This window comes from Yersinia sp. Marseille-Q5920, from assembly GCF_946902935.1.
GTDB lineage: Bacteria > Pseudomonadota > Gammaproteobacteria > Enterobacterales > Enterobacteriaceae > Yersinia > Yersinia rochesterensis.
Window position 1 is genome coordinate 329,612 of sequence record NZ_CAMPQA010000001.1, and the last position, 21,777, is coordinate 351,388.

Sequence of the window (21,777 nt, forward strand, 5' to 3'; positions counted from 1 at the left end):
ACCTTGCGCAGAAAATTACCCGATGAATAAAACACGACAGTATGAGTTGATTCGTTGGCTGAAAAAACAAAGCGCCCCCGCGCAACGTTGGCTCCGCCTGTCTATGCTACTTGGCCTCTTCAGTGGGTTACTGATTATTGCTCAAGCTTGGTTATTGGCCACCTTGTTGCAAGCGCTGATCATTGACAAAATCCCGCGCGCGGAATTAATCACTGATTTTGGTTTGCTGGCTGGAACTTTCGCCGTACGCGCCGTGATCAGTTGGTTGCGTGAGCGAGTAGGGTTTATTTGCGGCATGAAGGTACGTCAACAGATTCGCAAAATAGTGTTAGATCGATTAGAGCAACTCGGCCCTGCTTGGGTAAAAGGCAAACCCGCCGGAAGTTGGGCAACGATTATTTTGGAACAAATTGAAGATATGCAGGATTACTATTCTCGCTATTTGCCGCAGATGTACTTAGCTGTCTTTATTCCAGTGCTGATTTTGATTGCTGTCTTCCCGATCAACTGGGCAGCAGGTTTAATTTTATTTGTCACTGCACCATTGATCCCTTTGTTTATGGTGCTGGTCGGAATGGGCGCTGCCGACGCCAACCGGCGTAATTTTGTCGCACTCGCTCGTCTAAGTGGTAACTTCCTCGACCGTTTGCGTGGTCTGGACACTTTACGTTTATTTAACCGCGCCAAAGCAGAAACAGACCAAATTCGTGAATCCTCAGAAGATTTCCGTCGCCGCACCATGGAAGTACTGCGTATGGCTTTCCTCTCCTCCGCTGTGTTGGAATTTTTCGCGGCAATATCCATCGCAGTGGTTGCCGTCTACTTTGGTTTTTCCTATTTAGGTGAATTGAATTTTGGTAGCTACGGCCTTGGTGTCACCCTATTCTCTGGTTTTCTGGTTTTAATTTTGGCACCTGAATTCTTCCAGCCGCTGCGAGACTTAGGTACGTTTTACCACGCCAAAGCACAAGCTGTTGGTGCTGCTGAGTCATTGGTAACATTTTTAAGTAGCGAAAGTGAAACTATTGGCCGTGGCGATAAAGTTTTGGATGGCACTGATGCCATCACTCTGGAAGCTGACGCGCTAGAAATTCTATCCCCCACAGGTACTCGCTTGGCTGGGCCACTGACATTTTCTCTCTCTGCAGGCAAACGAGTTGCTATTGTTGGTTTAAGCGGGGCGGGTAAAAGCTCCTTGCTTAATTTGCTATTAGGCTTTTTACCTTATCGCGGCTCATTAAAAGTCAACAACATAGAATTGCGCGAACTGGATCCGCAGGCTTGGCGAAACCAGTTAAGCTGGGTCGGCCAAAATCCGCACTTACCGGAACAGACACTGGTCGCCAATATTTTGCTGGGCCAACCTAATGCTGACAATAACCAACTACAACTGGCTATTGAGCGCGCATATATCAATGAATTCCTTAATGACCTACCACAAGGATTAGATACTGAAGTCGGTGACCATTCGGCGCGTCTTTCTGTTGGGCAAGCCCAGCGCGTTGCTGTTGCCAGAGCATTGCTCAACCCGTGCCGACTTTTGCTACTAGACGAACCTACTGCCAGTTTGGATGCTCATAGTGAACAGTTGGTCATGAAAGCGCTGGAGGAAGCCTCCCGTAAGCAGACCACATTGCTGGTCACCCATCAGTTGGAAGATACGCTGGGGTATGATCAAATCTGGGTGATGGATAATGGCCTATTAATTCAGCAAGGTGATTATTCTAGCCTGAGTCAATCAGCCGGTTCATTTGCCAACCTGCTGTCCCATCGCAGTGAGGAGCTTTAATCATGCGAGTGCTTCTCCCCTTTTTGGCCTTGTATCGCCGTCATTGGTTCCTGATTTGTCTGGGTATTGTGTTGGCCATCATCACATTACTGGCCAGTATCGGGTTATTGACATTATCAGGCTGGTTCCTGGCCGGAACCGCGATTGCGGGCCCTGCTGGGTTGTATACTTTTAACTATCTGTTACCTGCGGCTGGTGTTCGAGGTGCTGCGATTATCCGCACGGCTGGTCGTTATGCTGAGCGAGTTGTCAGTCATGACGCGACATTCCGAGTGCTGGCACATCTACGGATCTTTGCATTCCAGAAAATATTACCCCTCTCCCCTGCTGGCATTGCTCGCTTTCGCCAAAGCGAATTGCTGAACCGCCTGGTTGCAGATGTCGATACACTCGATCATCTCTATCTGCGAGTAATCTCACCGCTGGTTGCCGCTATTGTCATCATAGCAACAGTAACATTTGGCCTGAGTTACATTGATGCCAATTTGGCCCTGACACTTGGTGCCATACTGCTTGGGTTATTATTGTTAGTGCCATTGATTTTCTATCGTGCTGGTAAACCTATTGGCCGTGATTTAACAGATCTGCGCGGTCTTTATCGCTCACAACTGACATCTTGGCTACAAGGCCAAGCCGAACTGTTAGCTTTCGGTGCATTACAACGGTTTCGCGCTTCATTGGAAGACATTGAACAGCGCTGGATGATCCGTCAAAGGCAGCAAGCATCCTTGGCTGGTTTAGCCCAAGCTTTAATGATTCTCGCTTCAGGTCTGACAGTGACATTAATTTTATGGCTAGCTGCGGCGGGGATAAATGGTAACAACCAGCCAGGGGCATTGCTGGCCTTGTTTGTTTTCACATCATTAGCTGCTTTTGAAGCTCTGTTACCTGTGGCTGGCGCTTTCCAACACTTAGGGCAAGTTATCGCGTCGGCGACCCGTGTTGGTCAGTTAATGGAACAAAAGCCCGAAGTGACATTCCCAGTTACCGGCCCGGCATTGACCCAACAAGCTGCGCTAGAAGTGACAGGGCTGAGTTTTACTTACCCACAGCAGCCTTTGCCCGTTTTACAAAATATATCGCTGTCACTGGCCGCAGGGGAGCATATTGCGCTATTGGGCCGCACTGGCTGTGGTAAATCTACACTGTTGCAGTTATTAACTCGAGCATGGGATGCTAGCGAAGGCATCATCTCGCTGAATGGGAAACCTTTAGCCAGCTATGATGAAGCTGCACTACGCCAAATGATGACAGTCGTCAGCCAACGGGTGCATATTTTTAGCAGTACATTGCGTGAAAACCTGCTACTGGCCTGCCCTGCTGCATCCGATGCACAACTAAAAGTTGTTTTAGAACAAGTTGGTTTGGCTAATTTGTTAGATAACAGCGAAGGGCTGAATGCCTGGATGGGAGATGGTGGGCGTCCATTATCTGGTGGTGAACAACGCCGTTTAGGGATTGCTCGCGCGTTGCTACATCCAGCACCACTGCTACTCCTTGATGAACCTACCGAAGGGTTAGATGCGGAAACTGAACAACAGATCCTGACGTTATTGCGTCAGCACTGTCAGCATAAAAGCCTGATTATTGTTACTCATCGCTTGTATGGGTTGGAATATATGGATCGGATTTGTGTGATGGATGGTGGGAAAATAGTTGAGCAAGGCGACCATCAAAGCTTATTGAAAAACAAGGGGCGCTACTACCAATTCCATCAACGGCATTAATACAAAGATTATATGTGAATAATGCGACTGAATAATGGCAGGTAATCAACCAATTCATAGCTAATATTAAGTAAAACAACTGAAAGCAAAATAGTCTGGTTTGTTATAAATAATTTTAGAGACAAAGTCATTGAAGTTGCAGTCAGGCCGAGCGAACGATAAATCGATTGGGGCAGTGTGCATGCTACCCCTGGATGGGGTTCAAGATTGTGGCTGATTGATCTCGATAAATTTGAGCAGCCAAGAGATTCAGGTGATAACTTTTTATTAACACTTAGCGCCGAGAGCCAATTTAATTACGGGTTGCAGATAACTTATCAAAGTGAAACTCGCAAATGGGCCAAGTAACGAGTATCGCTAGCAATAATGCAGCATCGAGTACCAAGAGTCTGCCCAGATGGGCCGGTATAGAGTCACCAAGGGGATTTATGCGCATCACACAGCTCTCTTCTCAATCATTCGCATTCCCCTCACCTGAGCTAGCTCTGCGCGAACCTAACGGATTGTTGGCCTTGGGAGGAGATTTATCCCCTCCCCGTTTGCTGGCAGCCTATGAGCGGGGAATTTTCCCCTGGTTTAGTCCAGGGGAAATGATTTTATGGTGGTCACCTGACCCCCGCGCCGTATTGTATCCAGAAGATTTACATATCAGCCGGAGTATGAGGCGTTTTATGCGCCATTGCCCTTATCAATTTACAATCAACCATGCTTTTGAAGATGTCGTTCGCGCCTGTGCGACTCAGCGTGATGAGGGAACCTGGATTGGCGCTGATGTACAGCAAGCCTATTGCTACTTACATACACTGGGCAACGCCCATTCCGTAGAGGTCTGGTTGGAAAATGAACTGGTAGGTGGTTTGTACGGTATCTCAGTGGGTTCACTCTTTTGTGGTGAATCCATGTTTAGCCGGGCTAATAATGCCTCAAAAAGCGCTTTAATGGTTTTTTGCCATCATTTTACCCGTCATGGTGGAGAACTGATTGACTGTCAGGTCCTCAACGCTCACACTGCGTCGCTGGGTGCGATTGAGATCCCACGAAACTTTTTTTTGCAGCAGTTGAGTCAACGCCAGTTTAGTCCACTACCGGCTGAATGCTGGTTACCGCAATCGTTGAATTTTTCATCCGCGATGCAGTAAAGCTCAACCGTTGAAAAGAACCCCACATTAGGCTTTATCCCCTCTTACCGGCAGACTAATTTTGCTGAAATGGTGCGATGACCGCCAACACTTCTTTACATAATGTGGGTTTTTCGGCATTATCTTGCCGGTTAAAAACTAAGGTAGTTACACCTAGAGGATTCGATGGCCAAAGAAGACAATATTGAAATGCAGGGCACCGTTCTTGATACGCTGCCGAACACCATGTTCCGCGTTGAATTGGAAAACGGGCACGTGGTAACCGCTCATATCTCCGGTAAAATGCGTAAAAACTATATCCGCATCCTGACGGGTGACAAAGTCACTGTAGAGCTGACCCCGTACGACCTGAGCAAAGGCCGCATTGTCTTCCGTAGCCGTTAATCGGCTAATCTGTCGCCAATTTAAAACTGGCGAGCTCTGAGGATGTAGTCCCCCCTCCGGCGCCCTTCCCATTTATGGCTAGGGCGTTTTGCGTTTTCTTTTATTTGTCGATTTAGTGCATTTATTCACCACACAAATAAAAGCAAAATGTGCAAAGAAATAAAAAGGGCGATAGCTAAATTAGCTTATCGCCCTTTATTTCGCTCTTAATTTGAAGCTCCCGCAAAGCTAGCGACTGGCTAACTTAGTGAACGGCACCTTCAGTTTTGCGTTTTTGCGCACTTTGGAATTCATAAGCCAACTGCTGTTTTTCTTTATCCAGCCCAACAGTGACCGAACCACCATCAACCAAAGAGCCGAACAACAACTCGTTTGCCAGTGGTTTTTTCAGGTTTTCCTGAATCACTCGAGCCATTGGCCGCGCGCCCATCGCCTTGTCGTAGCCTTTACCAGATAACCAATTACGTGCTTCTTCACTGACTTCCAGTGACACACCTTTAGCATCTAATTGCGCCTGCAACTCAACAATAAATTTATCAACGACTTGCTGGATAACTGTTGGTGACAAGTGGTTGAACCAAATGATGTTATCCAACCGGTTACGGAACTCCGGCGTAAACACTTTTTTGATCTCTTCCAGCGCGTCAGTGCTGTTATCCTGTTGTTTAAAACCAATGGAAGTGCGCTGCGTCTCGCGCACACCGGCATTGGTCGTCATCACCAGAATAACGTTACGGAAATCAGCTTTACGGCCATTGTTATCCGTCAGAGTCCCGTTATCCATCACCTGCAATAGCAGATTAAACACGTCCGGGTGCGCCTTTTCAATTTCATCCAACAGCAGAACTGCATGAGGATGTTTGATAACCGCATCGGTCAACAGACCACCTTGATCGTAACCAACATACCCCGGAGGTGCACCAATCAGGCGGCTAACCGTATGACGTTCCATATATTCAGACATATCAAAGCGCAGTAGTTCGATGTCGAGCGCTTTGGCTAATTGCACCGTGACTTCCGTTTTACCAACCCCTGTTGGGCCTGCAAACAGGAATGACCCGACAGGTTTGTGTTCATGGCCCAAGCCCGCGCGGCTCATTTTAATAGCCTCAGATAAAGCCTCAATAGCCTTATCCTGACCGAACACCAACATATTCAGGCGGTCGCTCAAGTTTTTCAGCACATCTCGGTCACTGGCAGAAACGGTTTTCTCCGGAATACGGGCGATACGAGCAACCACAGACTCGATATCTGACACATTGACCGTTTTCTTGCGTTTGTTGACTGGCATTAAGCGGCTACGAGCACCAGCCTCATCGATCACATCAATGGCTTTATCCGGCAAGTGACGGTCATTAATATATTTAACCGATAACTCCACCGCTGCGCGGATCGCTTTCGCGGTATAACGCACATCATGGTGCGCTTCATATTTCGGTTTCAGGCCATTGATAATCTGAACAGTTTCTTCCGGTGTCGGCTCAGTAATATCAATCTTCTGGAAACGCCGAGCCAGCGCACGATCTTTTTCAAAGATATTGCTGAATTCCTGATAAGTAGTGGAGCCAATGACCCGAATTTTGCCACTAGAAAGCAGCGGTTTAATCAGGTTAGCGGCATCTACTTGCCCACCAGAGGCGGCTCCTGCACCGATAATGGTATGAATTTCATCAATAAACAGGATGCTATCTTTGTCATTTTCCAACTGTTTCAGTAGCGCTTTGAAGCGTTTTTCAAAATCGCCACGATATTTGGTTCCGGCCAAAAGTGACCCAATATCCAATGAATATAATGTGCACTCTGACATGACTTCAGGAACATCGCCCTGCACGATACGCCAAGCCAAACCTTCGGCAATAGCTGTTTTACCAACGCCAGATTCCCCCACTAACAGCGGGTTATTTTTACGCCGACGGCACAATACCTGGATAGCACGTTCCAACTCTTTATCACGGCCGATAAGTGGGTCAATGCCGCCAACGCGGGCCAGTTGATTCAGATTGGTGGTGAAGTTCTCCATACGGTCTTCCCCTCCTGCCTGCTCTTCATTCACCGGATTTTCTGCATTCGGTGCCTGACCCGGTTCGTCCTTACGGGCGCCGTGGGAAATAAAGTTCACTACATCCAGACGGCTAACATCATGCTTGCGCAGTAGATAGGCCGCCTGAGACTCTTGTTCACTGAAGATGGCGACCAACACGTTGGCACCAGAAACTTCATTACGTCCTGACGATTGGACATGGAAGACCGCACGCTGTAACACGCGTTGGAAACTTAGCGTCGGCTGGGTGTCGCGCTCGTCTTCACTCACCGGCAAGGTTGGTGTGGTCTGTTCGATAAACGCTTCCAGTTCCTGGCGTAATGCCACCAGATCAACTGAACACGCCTCCAGCGCTTCCCGCGCGGCTGGATTGCTCAGCAATGCCAGCAACAGGTGCTCCACGGTCATAAACTCGTGTCTGTGCTCACGCGCTCTGGCGAAAGCCATGTTGAGACTGAGTTCAAGTTCTTGATTGAGCATAGGCACCTCCCAATAGTTGCCTTAATCAGGCTTTTTCCAGCGTACAAAGCAACGGATGCTCGTTCTCCCTGGCGTATTGATTTACATGTGCGACTTTTGTTTCTGCTACCTCGGCAGTAAAAACACCACAAATCGCCTTTCCTTGATAATGCACATTGAGCATCAGTTGTGTTGCGCGTTCAATATCATAAGAAAAGAACTTTTGCAGAACGTCAATCACAAATTCCATCGGTGTGTAATTGTCGTTGTTAAGTATCACTTTATACATAGACGGCGGTTTGAGCGCCTCGATTTGTTTATCTTTGACCAAATGTTCAAAATTCAGCCAGTCGTTGTTCTTACTCATTGCCTGCCCATCGTTTCACTGAACCACACAGGAGCAATACTTCACTCCGGTTATAAGACCATTTCATGCAGATATCTATTATTATTTTAACATCACTTATGCCATAACGCCGCCTGAGAAAGAAGTCGGCATTTTTACCTTAATAGCGGTTAAATTGTATCCAAATAAAGACAATAGCGTTAGCTACATCAAACTTTGAAGAACTACCCCGCATTGACAAAAGCCGCCCTCTTGACGTTAAGGTCATTTCCACTAGAGTGTATTTTCGTGAGCTGTTGGAGTTTTAACCAATTTGCGCTCACTTTAACCAGTGATTACCTCATCTCGAACTAAAATAGCCTTGCGAGGAACGTAGAAGTATGGAGACGGGTACTGTTAAATGGTTCAACAATGCCAAAGGTTTTGGCTTCATTTGCCCTGAGAGCGGCGGCGAAGATATATTCGCTCACTATTCAACTATCCAGATGGATGGCTACCGAACGTTAAAAGCCGGTCAGATGGTTAACTTTGATGTCCATGAAGGACCGAAAGGGAACCATGCCAGCCTGATTGTTCCACTCGGGCTAGATGTGATATTGCAAGAAGCCGTACCGCAGGAACTCGCTGTATTGGCCTAACACGGCACACTTACCTCCCTAAGCACCTTGGGTGCAAACCATAACCTAACCCTATGGTGATAAAGGTATTATCAGCGCAGCTTATTGCATTGCAACATCAATAACGCTTCCAAATGCCAGCCAAATAATGACTGGCATTTTTATTTCTAACACTTCTAATATGCGGCCATATAAACCAAGATCAATCCTCAGACCAATCTATTCTCGCGCTAGTGCATCAATAGGATTTAGCCGAGCAGCGCTGCGCGCCGGTAAATAACCGAATACCACCCCTATCACGGTTGAACACAAAAATGCACTGAACAATGCCATGGGCGGGAAAGCAATTTGCCAGTTAGGTAAAAACATCTCTACAATCAGGCCAATAGCGAAAGATAGCGAGATACCGAGTGCTCCCCCTACCAGGCAGACCAGAATAGCCTCAATGAGAAATTGCTGCATAACATCACTGGATCGCGCACCTACCGCCATGCGGATACCTATTTCTCGGGTACGCTCTGTTACCGAGACCAACATAATATTCATCACACCAATCCCACCGACCACCAGTGAAATAACAGCCACTAATGTAAGGAATAACTGCATAGTGCGGGTAGTTTGCTCCGCAGTCTTCAGCAAGCTATCCATGTTGTAGGTAAATATATCTTTTTTACCATGGCGCATGGTTAACAACCTAACCAACTGCTGTTCGGCTTCTTTACTGTTATAGCCCTCTTTAATCCTAATAGTGATTGAATCAAAGTAAGAACGCCCCATCAGCCGGCTTGCCATGGTGCTATAAGGCACCCATACCCGCAGTGCTTTGCTACTACCAAACATGGATTGCTTTTCTTCTACCACGCCCACAATTGTCGCGGGCATATTGCCAATCAATATCACTTGCCCCACCACCTCTTTGAGGTGAGGAAACAGGCGGCGCTGCGTATTGCGGTCAATAACGACCACTTGTGACTGGCGCTCAACCTGCTCGCGGGTGATGGCTGTGCCTTGTTCAAGCTTCATGCCATATACCCGGAAATATTGTTCACTGACACCCGAGACACTGGCCGCCACATCAATATTGCCATAACGCAACCGCATACTACCGGCGATAGTCGGGGACACCGCACTAACGTAAGACTGTTCTTTTAGCGCGGTCATGTCGTCATAAACCAATGCTTGCCGAGTACTGGGGTCATCGTCGCCAAAGTCTTTACCGGGATAGATATCAATCGTGTTAGTACCTATAGCCCTGATATCCGCCAGCACCAGTTGTTTCGCCGCGTCGCCAACCACCAATATAGAAACAACCGAGGCAATACCAATAATGATACCTAACATAGTCAGAGCGGTACGCATTTTATTGGCTGACATTGCGCGCCAGGCCATTAATAGCGCTTCACGGAAACGCCCTGCTAATTGCTGCCATGAGGGGGCCGGAGGCGTTAGACTAATCGCGTCAGAAGCCGCAATACTTGCCGCTGTTTTCGACCCAGAATCGGCCATAATACGGCCATCTTTGATTTCAATAATCCGCTCAGCCTGAGCCGCGACAGTGGGGTCATGGGTAACAATAATGACCGTGTGCCCCTGCTGCTGAAGCTGTTTTAATATAGCCATGACGTCAACACTGGAATGGCTATCCAGCGCACCGGTGGGTTCGTCAGCCAGGATAACCTGACCACCATTCATCAAGGCTCGGGCAATACTGACGCGCTGTTGTTGCCCGCCAGAGAGCTGATTGGGCTGATAACTCACTCGCTCCCCCAGCCCCAACCGGGTTAACAGCATGTTCGCTCGCTCGCGGCGTTCATTTTTACCCAAACCAGCATAAACCGCCGGAACTTCAACATTATGGGCCGCACTCAGATGAGGTAGCAGGTGATAACGCTGGAAAATGAAACCGAAATGCTCACGGCGCAGTGCCGCCAGTGCGTCGTTATCTAAGGCCGCGACATCTTGCCCGGCCACCCGATAAACACCTGCACTCGGTTTGTCCAGACAGCCGAGAATGTTCATCAGTGTCGACTTACCTGAGCCAGAAGCGCCAATAATCGCCACCAGCTCGCCTGCATTGATGGTCAGTGAGACATCCTGCAATACATCAACAGTTTCTTCGCCGGACTGATAGCTACGACGGATGTCTTTTAATTCAAGCAATGCCGTCATTACGCATCCTCCGTGCCGCCGCGGCTAACGATGACTTCCTCACCCACACTCAAACCGGAAACAACCTGCGCATCAACGTTATTACGGATACCAATAGTGATTTCTCGTTTTTCTTCTTTGCCGTCTTTCAATACCGCGACTTGATAGCGATTAGTTCCCAGCTCATCACCCAATGCCGATAATGGGATAACTATTGCCTGCGGAACATTCGCCAACTGAATTGATACTTGCGCAGTCATTTGCAATCGCAATAATCTATCTGGATTAGGGACTTCAAAACGCGCTGAATAGAAAATCGCGTCATTGACCTTTTCCGGTGTGGGCTGAATGTCTTTTAATACCCCATCAAAGTACTTTCCAGGATCACCCAAAACCGTGAACGAGGCTTTCATGCCGGGCTTTAAGTGGATCACGTCGGCTTCCGAGACCTGTGCATTCACCAGCATGGTGCTCATATCCGCTAGCGTCAGAATATTAGGCGCCTGCTGCGCGGCAATGACGGTTTGGCCTTGTAAAGTGGTGATTTGCACCACATCGCCGCCCATTGGGGCCGAAATTTTGGTGTAATCCAAGTTAATATTGGCAGTATCCAAACCAGCTTTTGCTTTATTAATTTGCGCATTAATAGTCTCAACCTGCGCTTTTTTCACAGCCAGTGTGGTGCTCGCCTGATCCAAATCCTGACGTGACACCACTTGTAACTTCGCCAAATCTTGCTGACGACGTAAGGTGACCGCAGCCAATTGCAGTTCAGCTTTCGCCTGCCCCAACTGCGCATTCAAATCCTGCAATGTCGCTTCCACTTCTTTGATTTGATTCTGTGCCTGTTGCGGATCGATCATGGCCAGCAATTGCCCTTGCTTGACTTGATTGCCAATTTCCACATACAGTTTTTTCAACTGGCCACTGACCTGAGCACCCACATCAACTTTGCGTACTGCATCAAGTTTGCCGGTGGCCAATACACTCTGTTGCAGATCACGGCTAGCAACTTTTACCGTCTGAAAATCAACCGGTATCGGCGCCATGAGATGCTTAATAATGAAAAAACCGCCGATAATGAAAACGGCAATTGCGATAAGCCATCGGCGCGGACGTCCACTTAACTGCATCAAATCAATTACCTTCCTGAAATTGTAAATTATCCACTTGTTAAAAATAGCATCGGTAATGCCCATATGACTAAACAAAACATCAACGCATATCGGACTACAACCGAAATTTGGGATGCATTGAGATTCCGTTTAGTTCTTGTTTGTTTCAATGATGCGGGAAATATATTGATATAACGGACTTAGTCATGCACAACATTAATAACACCGAATTAATCCCTGACAATATTAACCGTTGGGGGTTAATCTCAATGCTGTTCAAAGGCAATCAAGCTCTGGGCGGCTCGTGGCAAGAATCCCAGTTTCGGCTTAAATTCATCGCCCGTGCCTTAATTAGCCCCAAACTGACCTTTAGATTGCTAGGTGTATTGGTGAAGCAACCGTTTCTCAATAGCATCCTACGTGCTCAACCGGATTTACCCTGCAAATTACACCGCCCTTACTTAGCTAACACGCTAAATAATAAGCAAAAACTGGCTGTACTACAGGATCATTTCCAGTTGGAAAATCAGTGTATGCCAGAATTATTACGCCACAACTATTTGCACCATTCACCTTATAAACTCACGGAGTTAACGGGCAAGAGTGAGGAGAAGTATTCCCTTTATTTGGGCGTTATTCCCAAACTCAATAAAGAGGGTGAAATTACGCTGATGCTTGCCAATGAGCAACAACAAACCCTGGCATTACTGACATTCAGTCTCACTTATTATCAAAACCAAAAAACATTGTTTATCGGTGGGTTGCAGGGAGCGGATCATGAAACGCCGCACAGCGAAATTCAAGCCTGCACTAAAGCTTGCCATGGGTTATTCCCGAAACGTTTAGTCTTGGAAGCGACTTGCTATTTGGCTGAATTGATGGGGATAATACAGATTATTGCCGTAGGTAATACCACACATATTTATCAGAACTGGCGTTATCGGGCGAAAAAGAAAGATAAATTACACGCAGATTACGACTCTTTTTGGGCTTCACTGGGAGGGAAACAGTGCGCACAGGGCCATTTCAATTTACCCGCCAGAATTGCACGTAAGCCTCTTGAAGATATTGCGAGCAAAAAGCGCGCGGAATATCGCCGCCGCTATCAGCTACTTGAGCAACTTGAAAATGGCTTAGTCGCGCATTTTCCGCGCGGCTAGAGATGTCTCCCCCGCTAGTCAGCTCGGCCGCGCGCCAGCCAGACTACGCGGGAAAACATTTTTTTCAGCAGCGGGGGGATAAACTCAACGCCCCGCGCTCTGGCATAGCTGGTCACTTCAATGGCTAAATCCGGCTTCGAAGTCCGATGAATCGCTTTTTCGATCACTCTGCGTGGCTGAATTTTAGCATTTGCAGGAATACCGGATATCCGGTGATATACCTCATCAAAACCTGAACGATATAAAAAGTGCTCCATATCCGGGGCGGGTAAAATGGTCAAACGATCCCGTTCATGATCACGCCCATCATCCGCCATCGTGCGTACAGTCGCCGCGTACTTTTTCCCTGCATCATCGCCATCAGTCAGAACATGCCATTGTATTCCCATTCTATTGGCAAACTTCAGTAACGGGCGCAGGCCGCTCTGAGCAAATTCAATCACTTTTACGCCTTCAGCTTCAAAGTGATAGCCGCATTGGCGGGCAAGATCATTAAGTAACCAAATTTCAGTTTCCCCCTCAACCATCAGCCAGCAACGGGCAAACAAAGCAGAGGGACGATTGAAACGAATATGAAAAGCAATGCGGCGGCTATCTTCGGCACTCATACCTCGAGGGCCAATGCGGTAAGTGGCAACCCGGGACGATTCGCGCACTAATCGACAAATGCTCTCTACCGGCACTAATGAAATTAACTCTCCGGAGTTTGTTGTAGTGATGCGTTGGAGAGGCAGTTGGCTGAGTAACCCCCAAGCGACGGACAACATAATCGGGTGTAAACGCGTTTCCGGATCTTCCACCAGCAGTAATGGACGGGCATGGGGATCAAGGCTCAATGGCCCTTTTGCTTGCAGTAATGTTGAAAACATTCCCAAAAGTATCAATCGCATACTGCGGCTGTTTGGCTCAGCCACCATACGGTTGATACTATCGAGAGCGAGCCAGGCTTCGCGCTCGGGTTGCGGGCGATGGTGGTTACGCGGCCCCACAGACTGCGAACCTTGTTCGGCAAAATAGTGCTCTAGCAGTTGGCGCATAGCCTCCAGCCCTTGGCGCAATTCGGCATTAGTCAATTTCTGTGGGCGACGAACCAATTCGCGGCTTAATTGATCCAATTGCTGGTTCAATGCCACTTTATCCGGCTGATGGCTGTTTTCTGTGATGGAACTACGCAGCCGGCGGATAAAGCGTGCATCTCGCAGCCGTAATACCGGATGAATGCGAATCACCCCACGCGCCAGCTTTTCGATATCATGTAACTCCAGTGGGCGTCCGTCTAAATCAAGGAAAGTACGCCAGGTACACACTGTGCCATCGTCAGCTAATTCACCTTCAATTCGATAATAAATACGGTGTAAACCATCGTCATTTTTTATCCAGAGCGGGGATAAATGGCGATAGCGGGGGGAGCGCCAATGGCCAATGTCTTTTTCGCAAAAGGTGAAAATAATTTGTAAATGACGCTCTTTAGCATTCTCATCGCCTGCCGGATGATAAAAATCCTGCGAGGTAAAATGATAAAGTTGAGGTTCGGGGGACAAAAGTAAGGTAAGGGCATCTAATAAGCTGGATTTACCCCAGGCATTCTCACCGATCAGCACTGTATTATCATCAAGGTTCAATGAAATACGATTAATACCGCGAAAACCGACAATATCTACACGCTCAAGATACATGCTACGCCTCCGATGCGAATTTATTCATACTGATACTATCAGATTACAGAGTTAACCTATGACTTGATTATCTGAGACAAAAAAACCTTATAGGTCAAATAATACGGCAGTCTGTGTGCTTTACTCTTTCCCTGATTTTAGATAGTTTATTGCGCCACAGCCCATTATTCATCTGCTCATGATATCCCAAATGGGTGTTTCTTTAGCTGCACAGCAGGACGGTATAACTCGTGTATTCAGGATTATTGATCATTCTTTTGCCGTTAATTCTTGGTTATCTCATCCCACTTAGCCGCAAAACATTAATTCAATTGATCAACCGCTTATTAAGCTGGATGGTCTACGTTATTTTATTCTTTATGGGTATCAGTCTGGCGTTTCTGGAAAACCTGAGTGCGAACCTATTGCTTATTTTCCAATATGCTGGCGTCTTTTTCCTGTGTATTTTTTGTGCCAATTTACTGGCGTTATTTTTACTTGAACGCAAGACACCTTGGAAAAACACCCACCGCCAGGAAGTATTGCCATCGCGCCTGCATATGGCGCTGGAATCATTGAAATTATGTGGCGTAGTCATTGTCGGTTTTTTACTGGGATTGAGCCAATGGGAGTGGTTGCAATTTGCTGCGAAAGGCAGTGAATTGGCGCTGATCTTCTTACTTTTCTTAGTCGGAATTCAATTGCGTAACAGCGGTATGACACTACGCCAGATTGTATTGAACCGCCGTGGCGCAATTGTGGCCATTGTTGTGGCGTTTAGTGCATTGGCTGGCGGAATGCTCGCCGCAGTATTGATGGATTTGCCGATTAAGACCGGACTGGCGATGGCGTCTGGTTTTGGCTGGTATTCATTATCAGGTATTTTATTGACTGATTCATTCGGCCCAGTAATTGGGAGTGCCGCATTCTTCAACGATTTAGCCCGTGAATTGGTGGCCATCATGCTGATTCCAACACTGGTGCGCAGTAGCCGCTCTAGCGCGTTGGGCTTATGCGGCGCGACCTCAATGGACTTCACTCTGCCAGTTTTACAGCGCAGTGGTGGGCTAGAAATGGTGCCGGCAGCTATCGTACATGGTTTCTTACTGAGCTTGCTTGCGCCAATATTGATTGCTTTCTTCTCTTCCTAATTCTTCTTGTACGCAGTGAGCCACTGGGTTCACTGCGTGATCCCCTGCAACAATAGTGAATAAATTCTCATTCGCAGCAAAAGTTGCGCCAAATCAAAACAAGTTAAAGTTGCATTAAAAAAGCTGTTTAAACACCTTGCTCACCTCTATGCTTTTAAACACGCATTACAAATGCAACTTTAAAAGGAAAAATAATTATGTTCTGTGTGCAATGTGAACAAACCATCCGAACGCCGGTTGCTAATGGCTGCTCTTACGCGCAAGGGATGTGCGGAAAAACCGCCGAAACTTCTGATTTACAAGACTTATTAGTCGCTGTATTGCAAGGCCTTTCCGCTTGGGCATTAACCGCCCGCGAGTTTGGCATTATTGATCATGAGATTGACAGCTTTGCACCCAGAGCCTTTTTCTCCACACTGACCAATGTGAACTTTGACTCAGACCGCATCGTCGGTTATGCCAAAGAAGCCATTCTATTGCGCCAATCATTAGCTATCCGCTGCCGCCTCATTGACCACCAGATTGCGGTCGATCACCCGTTGGCCGAGCTGCAACTGGTATCCGACGACATCCCTGCCCTGCAACAACAAGCGCAGCAGTTTGCTCTTAATACTGATAAAGCCGAGGTCGGTGATGATATTCATGGCCTGAGAATGTTGTGTTTGTATGGCCTAAAAGGGGCAGCGGCTTATATGGAACACGCCCATGTACTGGGCCAGTTTGATGAACAAATTTACGCGGATTATCATGCCTATATGGCTTGGTTGGGTACCCAACCGCGTGATGTCGATACCTTGCTGAATAACGCCATGGGTATTGGCAAAATGAACTTCAATGTCATGGCTATTTTGGATCACGGCGAAACTCAAGCTTACGGCGATCCGCAACCAACTGCCGTTAATGTGCGCCCGGTAGCCGGTAAAGCTATCCTGATTTCTGGGCATGATCTCAAAGACTTACAAATGTTGCTGGAGCAGACTCAGGGAACCGGCGTAAATATTTATACGCACGGCGAAATGCTGCCCGCCCATGGTTACCCAGAGTTAAAGCGCTACCCGCATCTGGTCGGTAACTACGGCAGTGGCTGGCAGAACCAGCAGACAGAGTTCGCCAAATTTCCCGGCCCAATCCTGATGACATCCAACTGTATCATTGACCCGAATGTGGGCAATTACGGCGACCGTATTTGGACCCGCAGTATTGTCGGCTGGCCGGGTGTTAATCACCTGGAAGGCGAGGATTTCGCCCCCGTGATTGAACAAGCGCTGGGCATGGCGGGGTTCCCATACAATGAGCTGGAACATCTCATCACTGTTGGCTTTGGTCGCCAAACCTTGCTCAATGCCGCGGATACTGTCATTGACCTGGTTGCCACGAAAAAACTGCGCCATGTCTTTTTAGTCGGTGGTTGTGATGGTAGCCGCACAGAACGCAGCTATTTCACCGATTTTGCCCGCAGTGTTCCACAAGATTGCATCATCATGACTTTAGCTTGTGGGAAATATCGCTTTAATAAATTGGACTTCGGGACTTTAGAAGGGTTGCCGCGCCTGCTGGATGTTGGCCAATGCAATGATGCTTATTCGGCGATTATGCTGGCGGTTAAGTTGTCGGAAAAACTGGGTTGCACTGTCAATGACCTGCCTCTCAGCTTGGTGCTGTCATGGTTTGAACAAAAAGCCATTGTTATTCTGCTGACCTTACTGTCATTGGGGGTGAAGAATATTTACACCGGCCCGACCGCGCCGGGCTTCTTGACCGACAACTTGATGGCAATTCTCTATGAGAAATTTGGTATGCGGCCAATTACTACCGTAGAACAAGATATGAATGCGATTTTAGGTCATTAATTCACTGCCTTATGCCCGGCCAATGCGCTTTATTACCACTGGCTGGGCATCAATCCTATTTTTACCAGAAATGACCTGATTTGTTGTGAGGCCCCGATGACTGATTTTATCCCTACTGACTGCCCAACCGCCCTCTGCCCTAACCGCATGCAAGTTCACTCCATCGTGCAAGAAACCCCAGATGTTTGGAGCTTGCAGTTGATTAATCATGATTTTTACCCTTATTTGCCGGGGCAATATGCCTTGGTCAGCATTCGTAATAGTGATGAAACCCTGCGCGCTTATACACTTTCCTCCACACCTGGTTTAACGCCATTTATCCAAATCACTGTGCGCTGCATAACCGGTGGCGAAGGCTCACAATGGCTGACTCAGCAGGTCAAAAAGGGGGATTATCTGTGGCTTTCGGATGCTCAGGGCGAGTTTACCTGCGCCAATTTTGATGATGACCACTACCTGATGCTTGCCGCTGGCTGCGGTGTTACGCCCGTGATGTCAATGTGCCGCTATCTATTGGCTCAGCGCCCTAAAGCCGATATCCGCGTGATTTTTAATGTTCGTTCGCCAGCAGATGTCATTTTTGCAGATGCTTGGCAACAGTTGTTACAGCGCTATCCACAGCAATTACAACTAACATTGATGGCTGAATCAGGTGCAACGGAGGGATTTATTGCCGGACGAATTAATGCTCAGATCATGCAACAGGTCGCTCCAGATATTGCTCACCGCCGGGTGATGACTTGCGGGCCTGCGCCTTATATGGATTGGATTGAGCAGTATTGCCGCGAACAAGCTGTTCCGAGTCACCATTTCCAGAGAGAGCAATTCCGACCCTCTGATGAAGTTATCGATACCAGCAATGAACTGACGATGACTATCAGTCACCCACTTCGCAGTGTGAAAGTTCCCGTTGGCACTTCACTGTTATTTGCACTGGAACAACACCAAGTGCCAGTGATGGCGGCTTGCCGTGCGGGGGTTTGTGGCTCGTGTAAAACCCGTATTTTGCACGGCGAATACACCACCACCAGCTCCATGACCCTGACAACCGACGAGATTGCCCAAGGTTATGTTCTGGCTTGCAGTTGCCAGTTACACGGAAATGTCCAACTGGCTTAATAGAATTATTCTTGCTCTATTCATGTTGTTAATAGGGCAGGAATCGTCAAACGCGCCATACTTTGACCTCATATACCCTAAATAATTCGAGTTGCAGGAAGGCGGCAACTGAGCAAGTCCCTGGGAGCTTACATAAGTAAGTAACCAGGGTGAGCGAAAGCAGCCAACACACCAGCAGCTTGAAGTATGACGGGTATAGAATAATGACTCGCTATTAATCCTTGAGGGAACAACTATGAAGCAAACCGTGGCAACACTGGTCGCAAAAACGTTGGAGCAAGCAGGTGTTAAGCGCATTTGGGGTGTTACCGGGGACTCACTCAATGGTCTGAGTGATAGCCTGCATCGCATGGGAACTATCGAGTGGTTGGGAACTCGCCATGAAGAAGTTGCCGCCTTTGCAGCCGGCGCTGAAGCCCAGCTCACCGGGCAACTCGCGGTCTGCGCGGGGTCCTGTGGCCCGGGAAACTTACATCTGATTAATGGCTTATTTGATTGTCATCGCAATCATGTTCCTGTGCTGGCAATCGCCGCGCATATTCCCTCGAGTGAAATTGGCAGCGGATATTTTCAAGAAACCCATCCACAAGAACTGTTCCGCGAATGCAGCCATTACTGTGAATTGGTGTCGAATCCTGAACAATTACCCCGCGTGTTAGAAATTGCCATGCGCAAAGCCATTCTTAACCGCGGTGTTTCCGTCATTGTGCTGCCGGGTGATGTCGCGCTCCAGCCCGCCCCAGAAGATGCCGCCGTGGTGTGGCAAACCCCTAAACTCCCGCTGGTTCAGCCACTTATGAGCGAGTTAAATATTCTGGCCGAGATTTTGAACAAAGCCAAAAATATCACGCTAATGTGCGGTAGTGGTTGCGCAGATGCCCATGATGAAGTGGTAAAACTGGCTGAAATGCTGCAAGCCCCGGTAGTACATGCCCTGCGGGGTAAAGAACATATTGAGTGGGACAATCCTTACAGTGTGGGCATGACCGGGCTGATTGGTTTCGCCTCCGGTTATCATGCCATGATGAATGCCGATACCTTGGTGCTACTAGGGACTCAATTCCCTTACCGCGCATTTTATCCCACCCATGCAAACATCATCCAGATTGATATCAACCCCGGCAGCATCGGCGCTCACTGCCCGGTCAATATGGCGCTGGTCGGGGATATCAAAACCACCCTCTGCGCACTGTTACCGCAATTAGACGCTAAAAGTGATAATACGTTTTTGACCAAAGCGCTTGAGCACTATCGTACCACCCGCAAAGATCTCGACGGGCTGGCAACCGCCAATGACAATCAGCCAATTCATCCACAATATCTGGCGCAACAAATCAGCCGCCATGCCACCGATGACGCCATTTTTACCTGTGATGTTGGCACCCCAACCGTGTGGGCCGCTCGCTATCTGGAGATGAATGGAAAGCGCCGTTTGCTCGGCTCGTTTAACCACGGTTCGATGGCCAACGCCATGCCACAAGCTATCGGCGCACAAGCAACTGATTTGAATAGGCAAGTTGTGGCATTATGCGGAGACGGCGGTTTCACCATGTTAATGGGGGATTTCCTCACTCTGGCACAACTAAAATTGCCGGTGAAGATTGTGGTGTTTAATAATAGTGTGCTGGGCTTTGTCGCGATGGAAATGAAAGCCGGTGGCTATTTGACGGATGGTACCGACCTACATAATCCAGACTTTGCCGCTATCGCCAATGCGGCGGGTATTAAAGGCATTCGGGTAGAAAAAGCCTCCGAGCTGGATATCGCACTGGAAAGTGCTTTTGCCCACCCAGGGCCGGTCTTGCTAGATGTGGTCACTGCCAAGCAAGAGTTGTCGATGCCACCACAAATCAAGTTTGAGCAAGCTAAAGGATTCAGCCTTTATATGCTTAGAGCTATAATTAACGGCCGAGGTGATGAAGTAGTAGAATTGGCGAAAACTAACTGGCTGCGTTAATAACATACTGTTCATTCTGCCAAAAAACCTCAATCCCCTACTCCAGAGACCGGTTTTGTACCGGTCTCTGAGGCCAATAATTCTTGTGTTTTTCCCATCCACTTAACAGTTTTTACATCATATACAGATAAAAATTAAGCAAGTGCATGGGACTGTTTTATTTAAATCCTCATTCATAATGTACGGCGTAAATTTATAATAAAATCGAATTTGTATTGGGGATAAATGAAATGACAAAAAATACTATGTCAGATTTCTCACCCTCGGCTGAGCTAATCTGCATACTCAGAGCAAAATCTTATGGTGAAAAAAGAGAAGGATACAAAACAGATGATTATATCTCGCTATTAATTTCACACTCTTTAACCTCATTCTTTTCCATGACACAAAAATCATTTTTGATGCCAGGCAATATTCTCTCACCGCAGATACCTGCGGGCAGCTATGAATTTTTAATTAGCCGAATAAAATACATTGATGAATTCTTTCAATTACGTGCCAGTGAATTCTCCAACATTTTTATTCTGGGGGCCGGTTTTGACTCCAGGGCTATTCGCTTTCAGAATCAACTACAGCAAAGCCGGGTTTATGAGCTTGACCACCCAGTATCCCAGAGCAATAAAAAAGAAAAACTACAAGAACTTAGTATCCCAACCCCACAAAACTTACATTATATTCCCATTGATTTTAATCAACAGGATTTGACCGATATCTTACAAAATTTACCCGTCAAAAAAGGAGAAAAAAACCTATTTATACTGGAGGGGCTAATTATGTATCTCTCGTCCAACACGGTAGACCGTATCTTTTCAGCCATCGGCACTTATGCTCCTACTGGCAGTGAAATCATTTTCGATTATGTCTATTCCGATGTCCTCGCCGGCGAGAACACATCATATGGTTCGATAGAGGTTTTCGAAGGATTAAAAAATATCGGTGAGCACTGGGTTTTTGGCATCGAAAAAGGGAGCTTGCCGACATTTCTCAATAAATACCATATAAAGCTGTATGACGAAGCAGATGCCAACATTCTGGAGCAGCGTTTTTTCACTAATAAACAAGGGAAATCACTCGGGAAACTGAATAAAGCACTGGCCATTGCGCATGGAATTAAATGAAT

General features: G+C 47.5%; 16 protein-coding genes. 11 read left to right on the plus strand and 5 right to left on the minus strand.

What is annotated here, in order from left to right:
- Positions 1-22: 22 nt before the first annotated feature.
- The 4 genes from cydD to infA all read left to right on the plus strand — a co-directional run bounded on the left by cydD (position 23) and on the right by infA (position 5,039).
- Positions 23-1,789 carry a heme ABC transporter permease/ATP-binding protein CydD gene (cydD, locus tag OVO64_RS01580; RefSeq protein WP_038632070.1) on the plus strand — a complete coding sequence of 589 codons (1,767 nt, stop codon included), beginning with the start codon at positions 23-25 and terminating at the stop codon, positions 1,787-1,789.
- 2 nt (positions 1,790-1,791) lie between these two features.
- Positions 1,792-3,516, plus strand: coding sequence for a heme ABC transporter ATP-binding protein/permease CydC (cydC, locus tag OVO64_RS01585; protein WP_038632068.1), 1,725 nt, complete (start codon positions 1,792-1,794; stop codon positions 3,514-3,516).
- A 428-nt stretch (positions 3,517-3,944) separates the two neighbouring features.
- The gene (aat, locus tag OVO64_RS01590) at positions 3,945-4,655 is read left to right on the plus strand and encodes a leucyl/phenylalanyl-tRNA--protein transferase (protein ID WP_145509651.1); all 711 of its coding nucleotides are present in this window, start codon (positions 3,945-3,947) and stop codon (positions 4,653-4,655) included.
- A gap of 165 nt (positions 4,656-4,820) precedes the next feature.
- Positions 4,821-5,039: a translation initiation factor IF-1 gene (gene infA / locus OVO64_RS01595; RefSeq protein ID WP_002211347.1), complete on the plus strand. Its 219-nt coding sequence runs from the start codon at positions 4,821-4,823 to the stop codon at positions 5,037-5,039.
- 244 nt (positions 5,040-5,283) lie between these two features.
- Here the strand turns inward: infA and clpA are convergent, their stop codons facing one another.
- Together clpA and clpS are read right to left on the minus strand one after the other, a co-directional pair.
- Positions 5,284-7,560: an ATP-dependent Clp protease ATP-binding subunit ClpA gene (gene clpA / locus OVO64_RS01600; RefSeq protein ID WP_145509650.1), complete on the minus strand. Its 2,277-nt coding sequence runs from the start codon at positions 7,558-7,560 to the stop codon at positions 5,284-5,286.
- Positions 7,561-7,585: 25 nt separating this feature from the next.
- Entirely contained in the window at positions 7,586-7,906 is a 321-nt protein-coding gene (clpS, locus tag OVO64_RS01605; protein ID WP_038632061.1) for an ATP-dependent Clp protease adapter ClpS, read from the minus strand.
- A 359-nt stretch (positions 7,907-8,265) separates the two neighbouring features.
- Here clpS and cspD point away from each other — a divergent pair, with 359 nt between their 5' ends.
- Positions 8,266-8,523 (plus strand): cold shock-like protein CspD, encoded by a 258-nt coding sequence (gene cspD, locus OVO64_RS01610; RefSeq protein WP_038632059.1) that lies wholly within the window; start codon positions 8,266-8,268, stop codon positions 8,521-8,523.
- A gap of 198 nt (positions 8,524-8,721) precedes the next feature.
- On the opposite strand, the gene macB is transcribed toward cspD, so the two are convergent.
- Positions 8,722-10,671 carry a macrolide ABC transporter ATP-binding protein/permease MacB gene (macB, locus tag OVO64_RS01615; protein WP_145509649.1) on the minus strand — a complete coding sequence of 650 codons (1,950 nt, stop codon included), beginning with the start codon at positions 10,669-10,671 and terminating at the stop codon, positions 8,722-8,724.
- Complete coding sequence (gene macA, locus OVO64_RS01620; protein WP_267248542.1) at positions 10,671-11,783, minus strand: macrolide transporter subunit MacA; 1,113 nt, start codon at positions 11,781-11,783, stop codon at positions 10,671-10,673. Before macA ends, macB begins: the two co-directional genes overlap by 1 nt.
- Positions 11,784-11,971: 188 nt before the next feature.
- Here macA and OVO64_RS01625 point away from each other — a divergent pair, with 188 nt between their 5' ends.
- Positions 11,972-12,925 carry a VirK/YbjX family protein gene (locus OVO64_RS01625; RefSeq protein ID WP_267248543.1) on the plus strand — a complete coding sequence of 318 codons (954 nt, stop codon included), beginning with the start codon at positions 11,972-11,974 and terminating at the stop codon, positions 12,923-12,925.
- A 14-nt stretch (positions 12,926-12,939) separates the two neighbouring features.
- Here the strand turns inward: OVO64_RS01625 and OVO64_RS01630 are convergent, their stop codons facing one another.
- Positions 12,940-14,601 carry an ATP-dependent endonuclease gene (locus OVO64_RS01630; protein WP_038632051.1) on the minus strand — a complete coding sequence of 554 codons (1,662 nt, stop codon included), beginning with the start codon at positions 14,599-14,601 and terminating at the stop codon, positions 12,940-12,942.
- Positions 14,602-14,831: 230 nt separating this feature from the next.
- On the opposite strand from OVO64_RS01630, the gene OVO64_RS01635 reads away from it, so the two are divergent.
- The 5 genes from OVO64_RS01635 (at position 14,832) to OVO64_RS01655 (ending at position 21,775) form a co-directional block, all read left to right on the plus strand.
- Positions 14,832-15,731: a lysine exporter LysO family protein gene (locus OVO64_RS01635; RefSeq protein ID WP_038632049.1), complete on the plus strand. Its 900-nt coding sequence runs from the start codon at positions 14,832-14,834 to the stop codon at positions 15,729-15,731.
- 197 nt (positions 15,732-15,928) lie between these two features.
- Complete coding sequence (hcp, locus tag OVO64_RS01640) at positions 15,929-17,581, plus strand: hydroxylamine reductase (RefSeq protein ID WP_038632048.1); 1,653 nt, start codon at positions 15,929-15,931, stop codon at positions 17,579-17,581.
- A 96-nt stretch (positions 17,582-17,677) separates the two neighbouring features.
- Positions 17,678-18,700: an NADH oxidoreductase gene (gene hcr, locus OVO64_RS01645; protein WP_145509647.1), complete on the plus strand. Its 1,023-nt coding sequence runs from the start codon at positions 17,678-17,680 to the stop codon at positions 18,698-18,700.
- Positions 18,701-18,935: 235 nt separating this feature from the next.
- Positions 18,936-20,657, plus strand: a complete 1,722-nt coding sequence (gene poxB, locus OVO64_RS01650) for a ubiquinone-dependent pyruvate dehydrogenase (protein WP_267248544.1) — start codon at positions 18,936-18,938, stop codon at positions 20,655-20,657.
- A gap of 230 nt (positions 20,658-20,887) precedes the next feature.
- Positions 20,888-21,775 carry a class I SAM-dependent methyltransferase gene (locus OVO64_RS01655; protein WP_050118603.1) on the plus strand — a complete coding sequence of 296 codons (888 nt, stop codon included), beginning with the start codon at positions 20,888-20,890 and terminating at the stop codon, positions 21,773-21,775.
- The last annotated feature ends 2 nt before the right edge of the window (positions 21,776-21,777 follow it).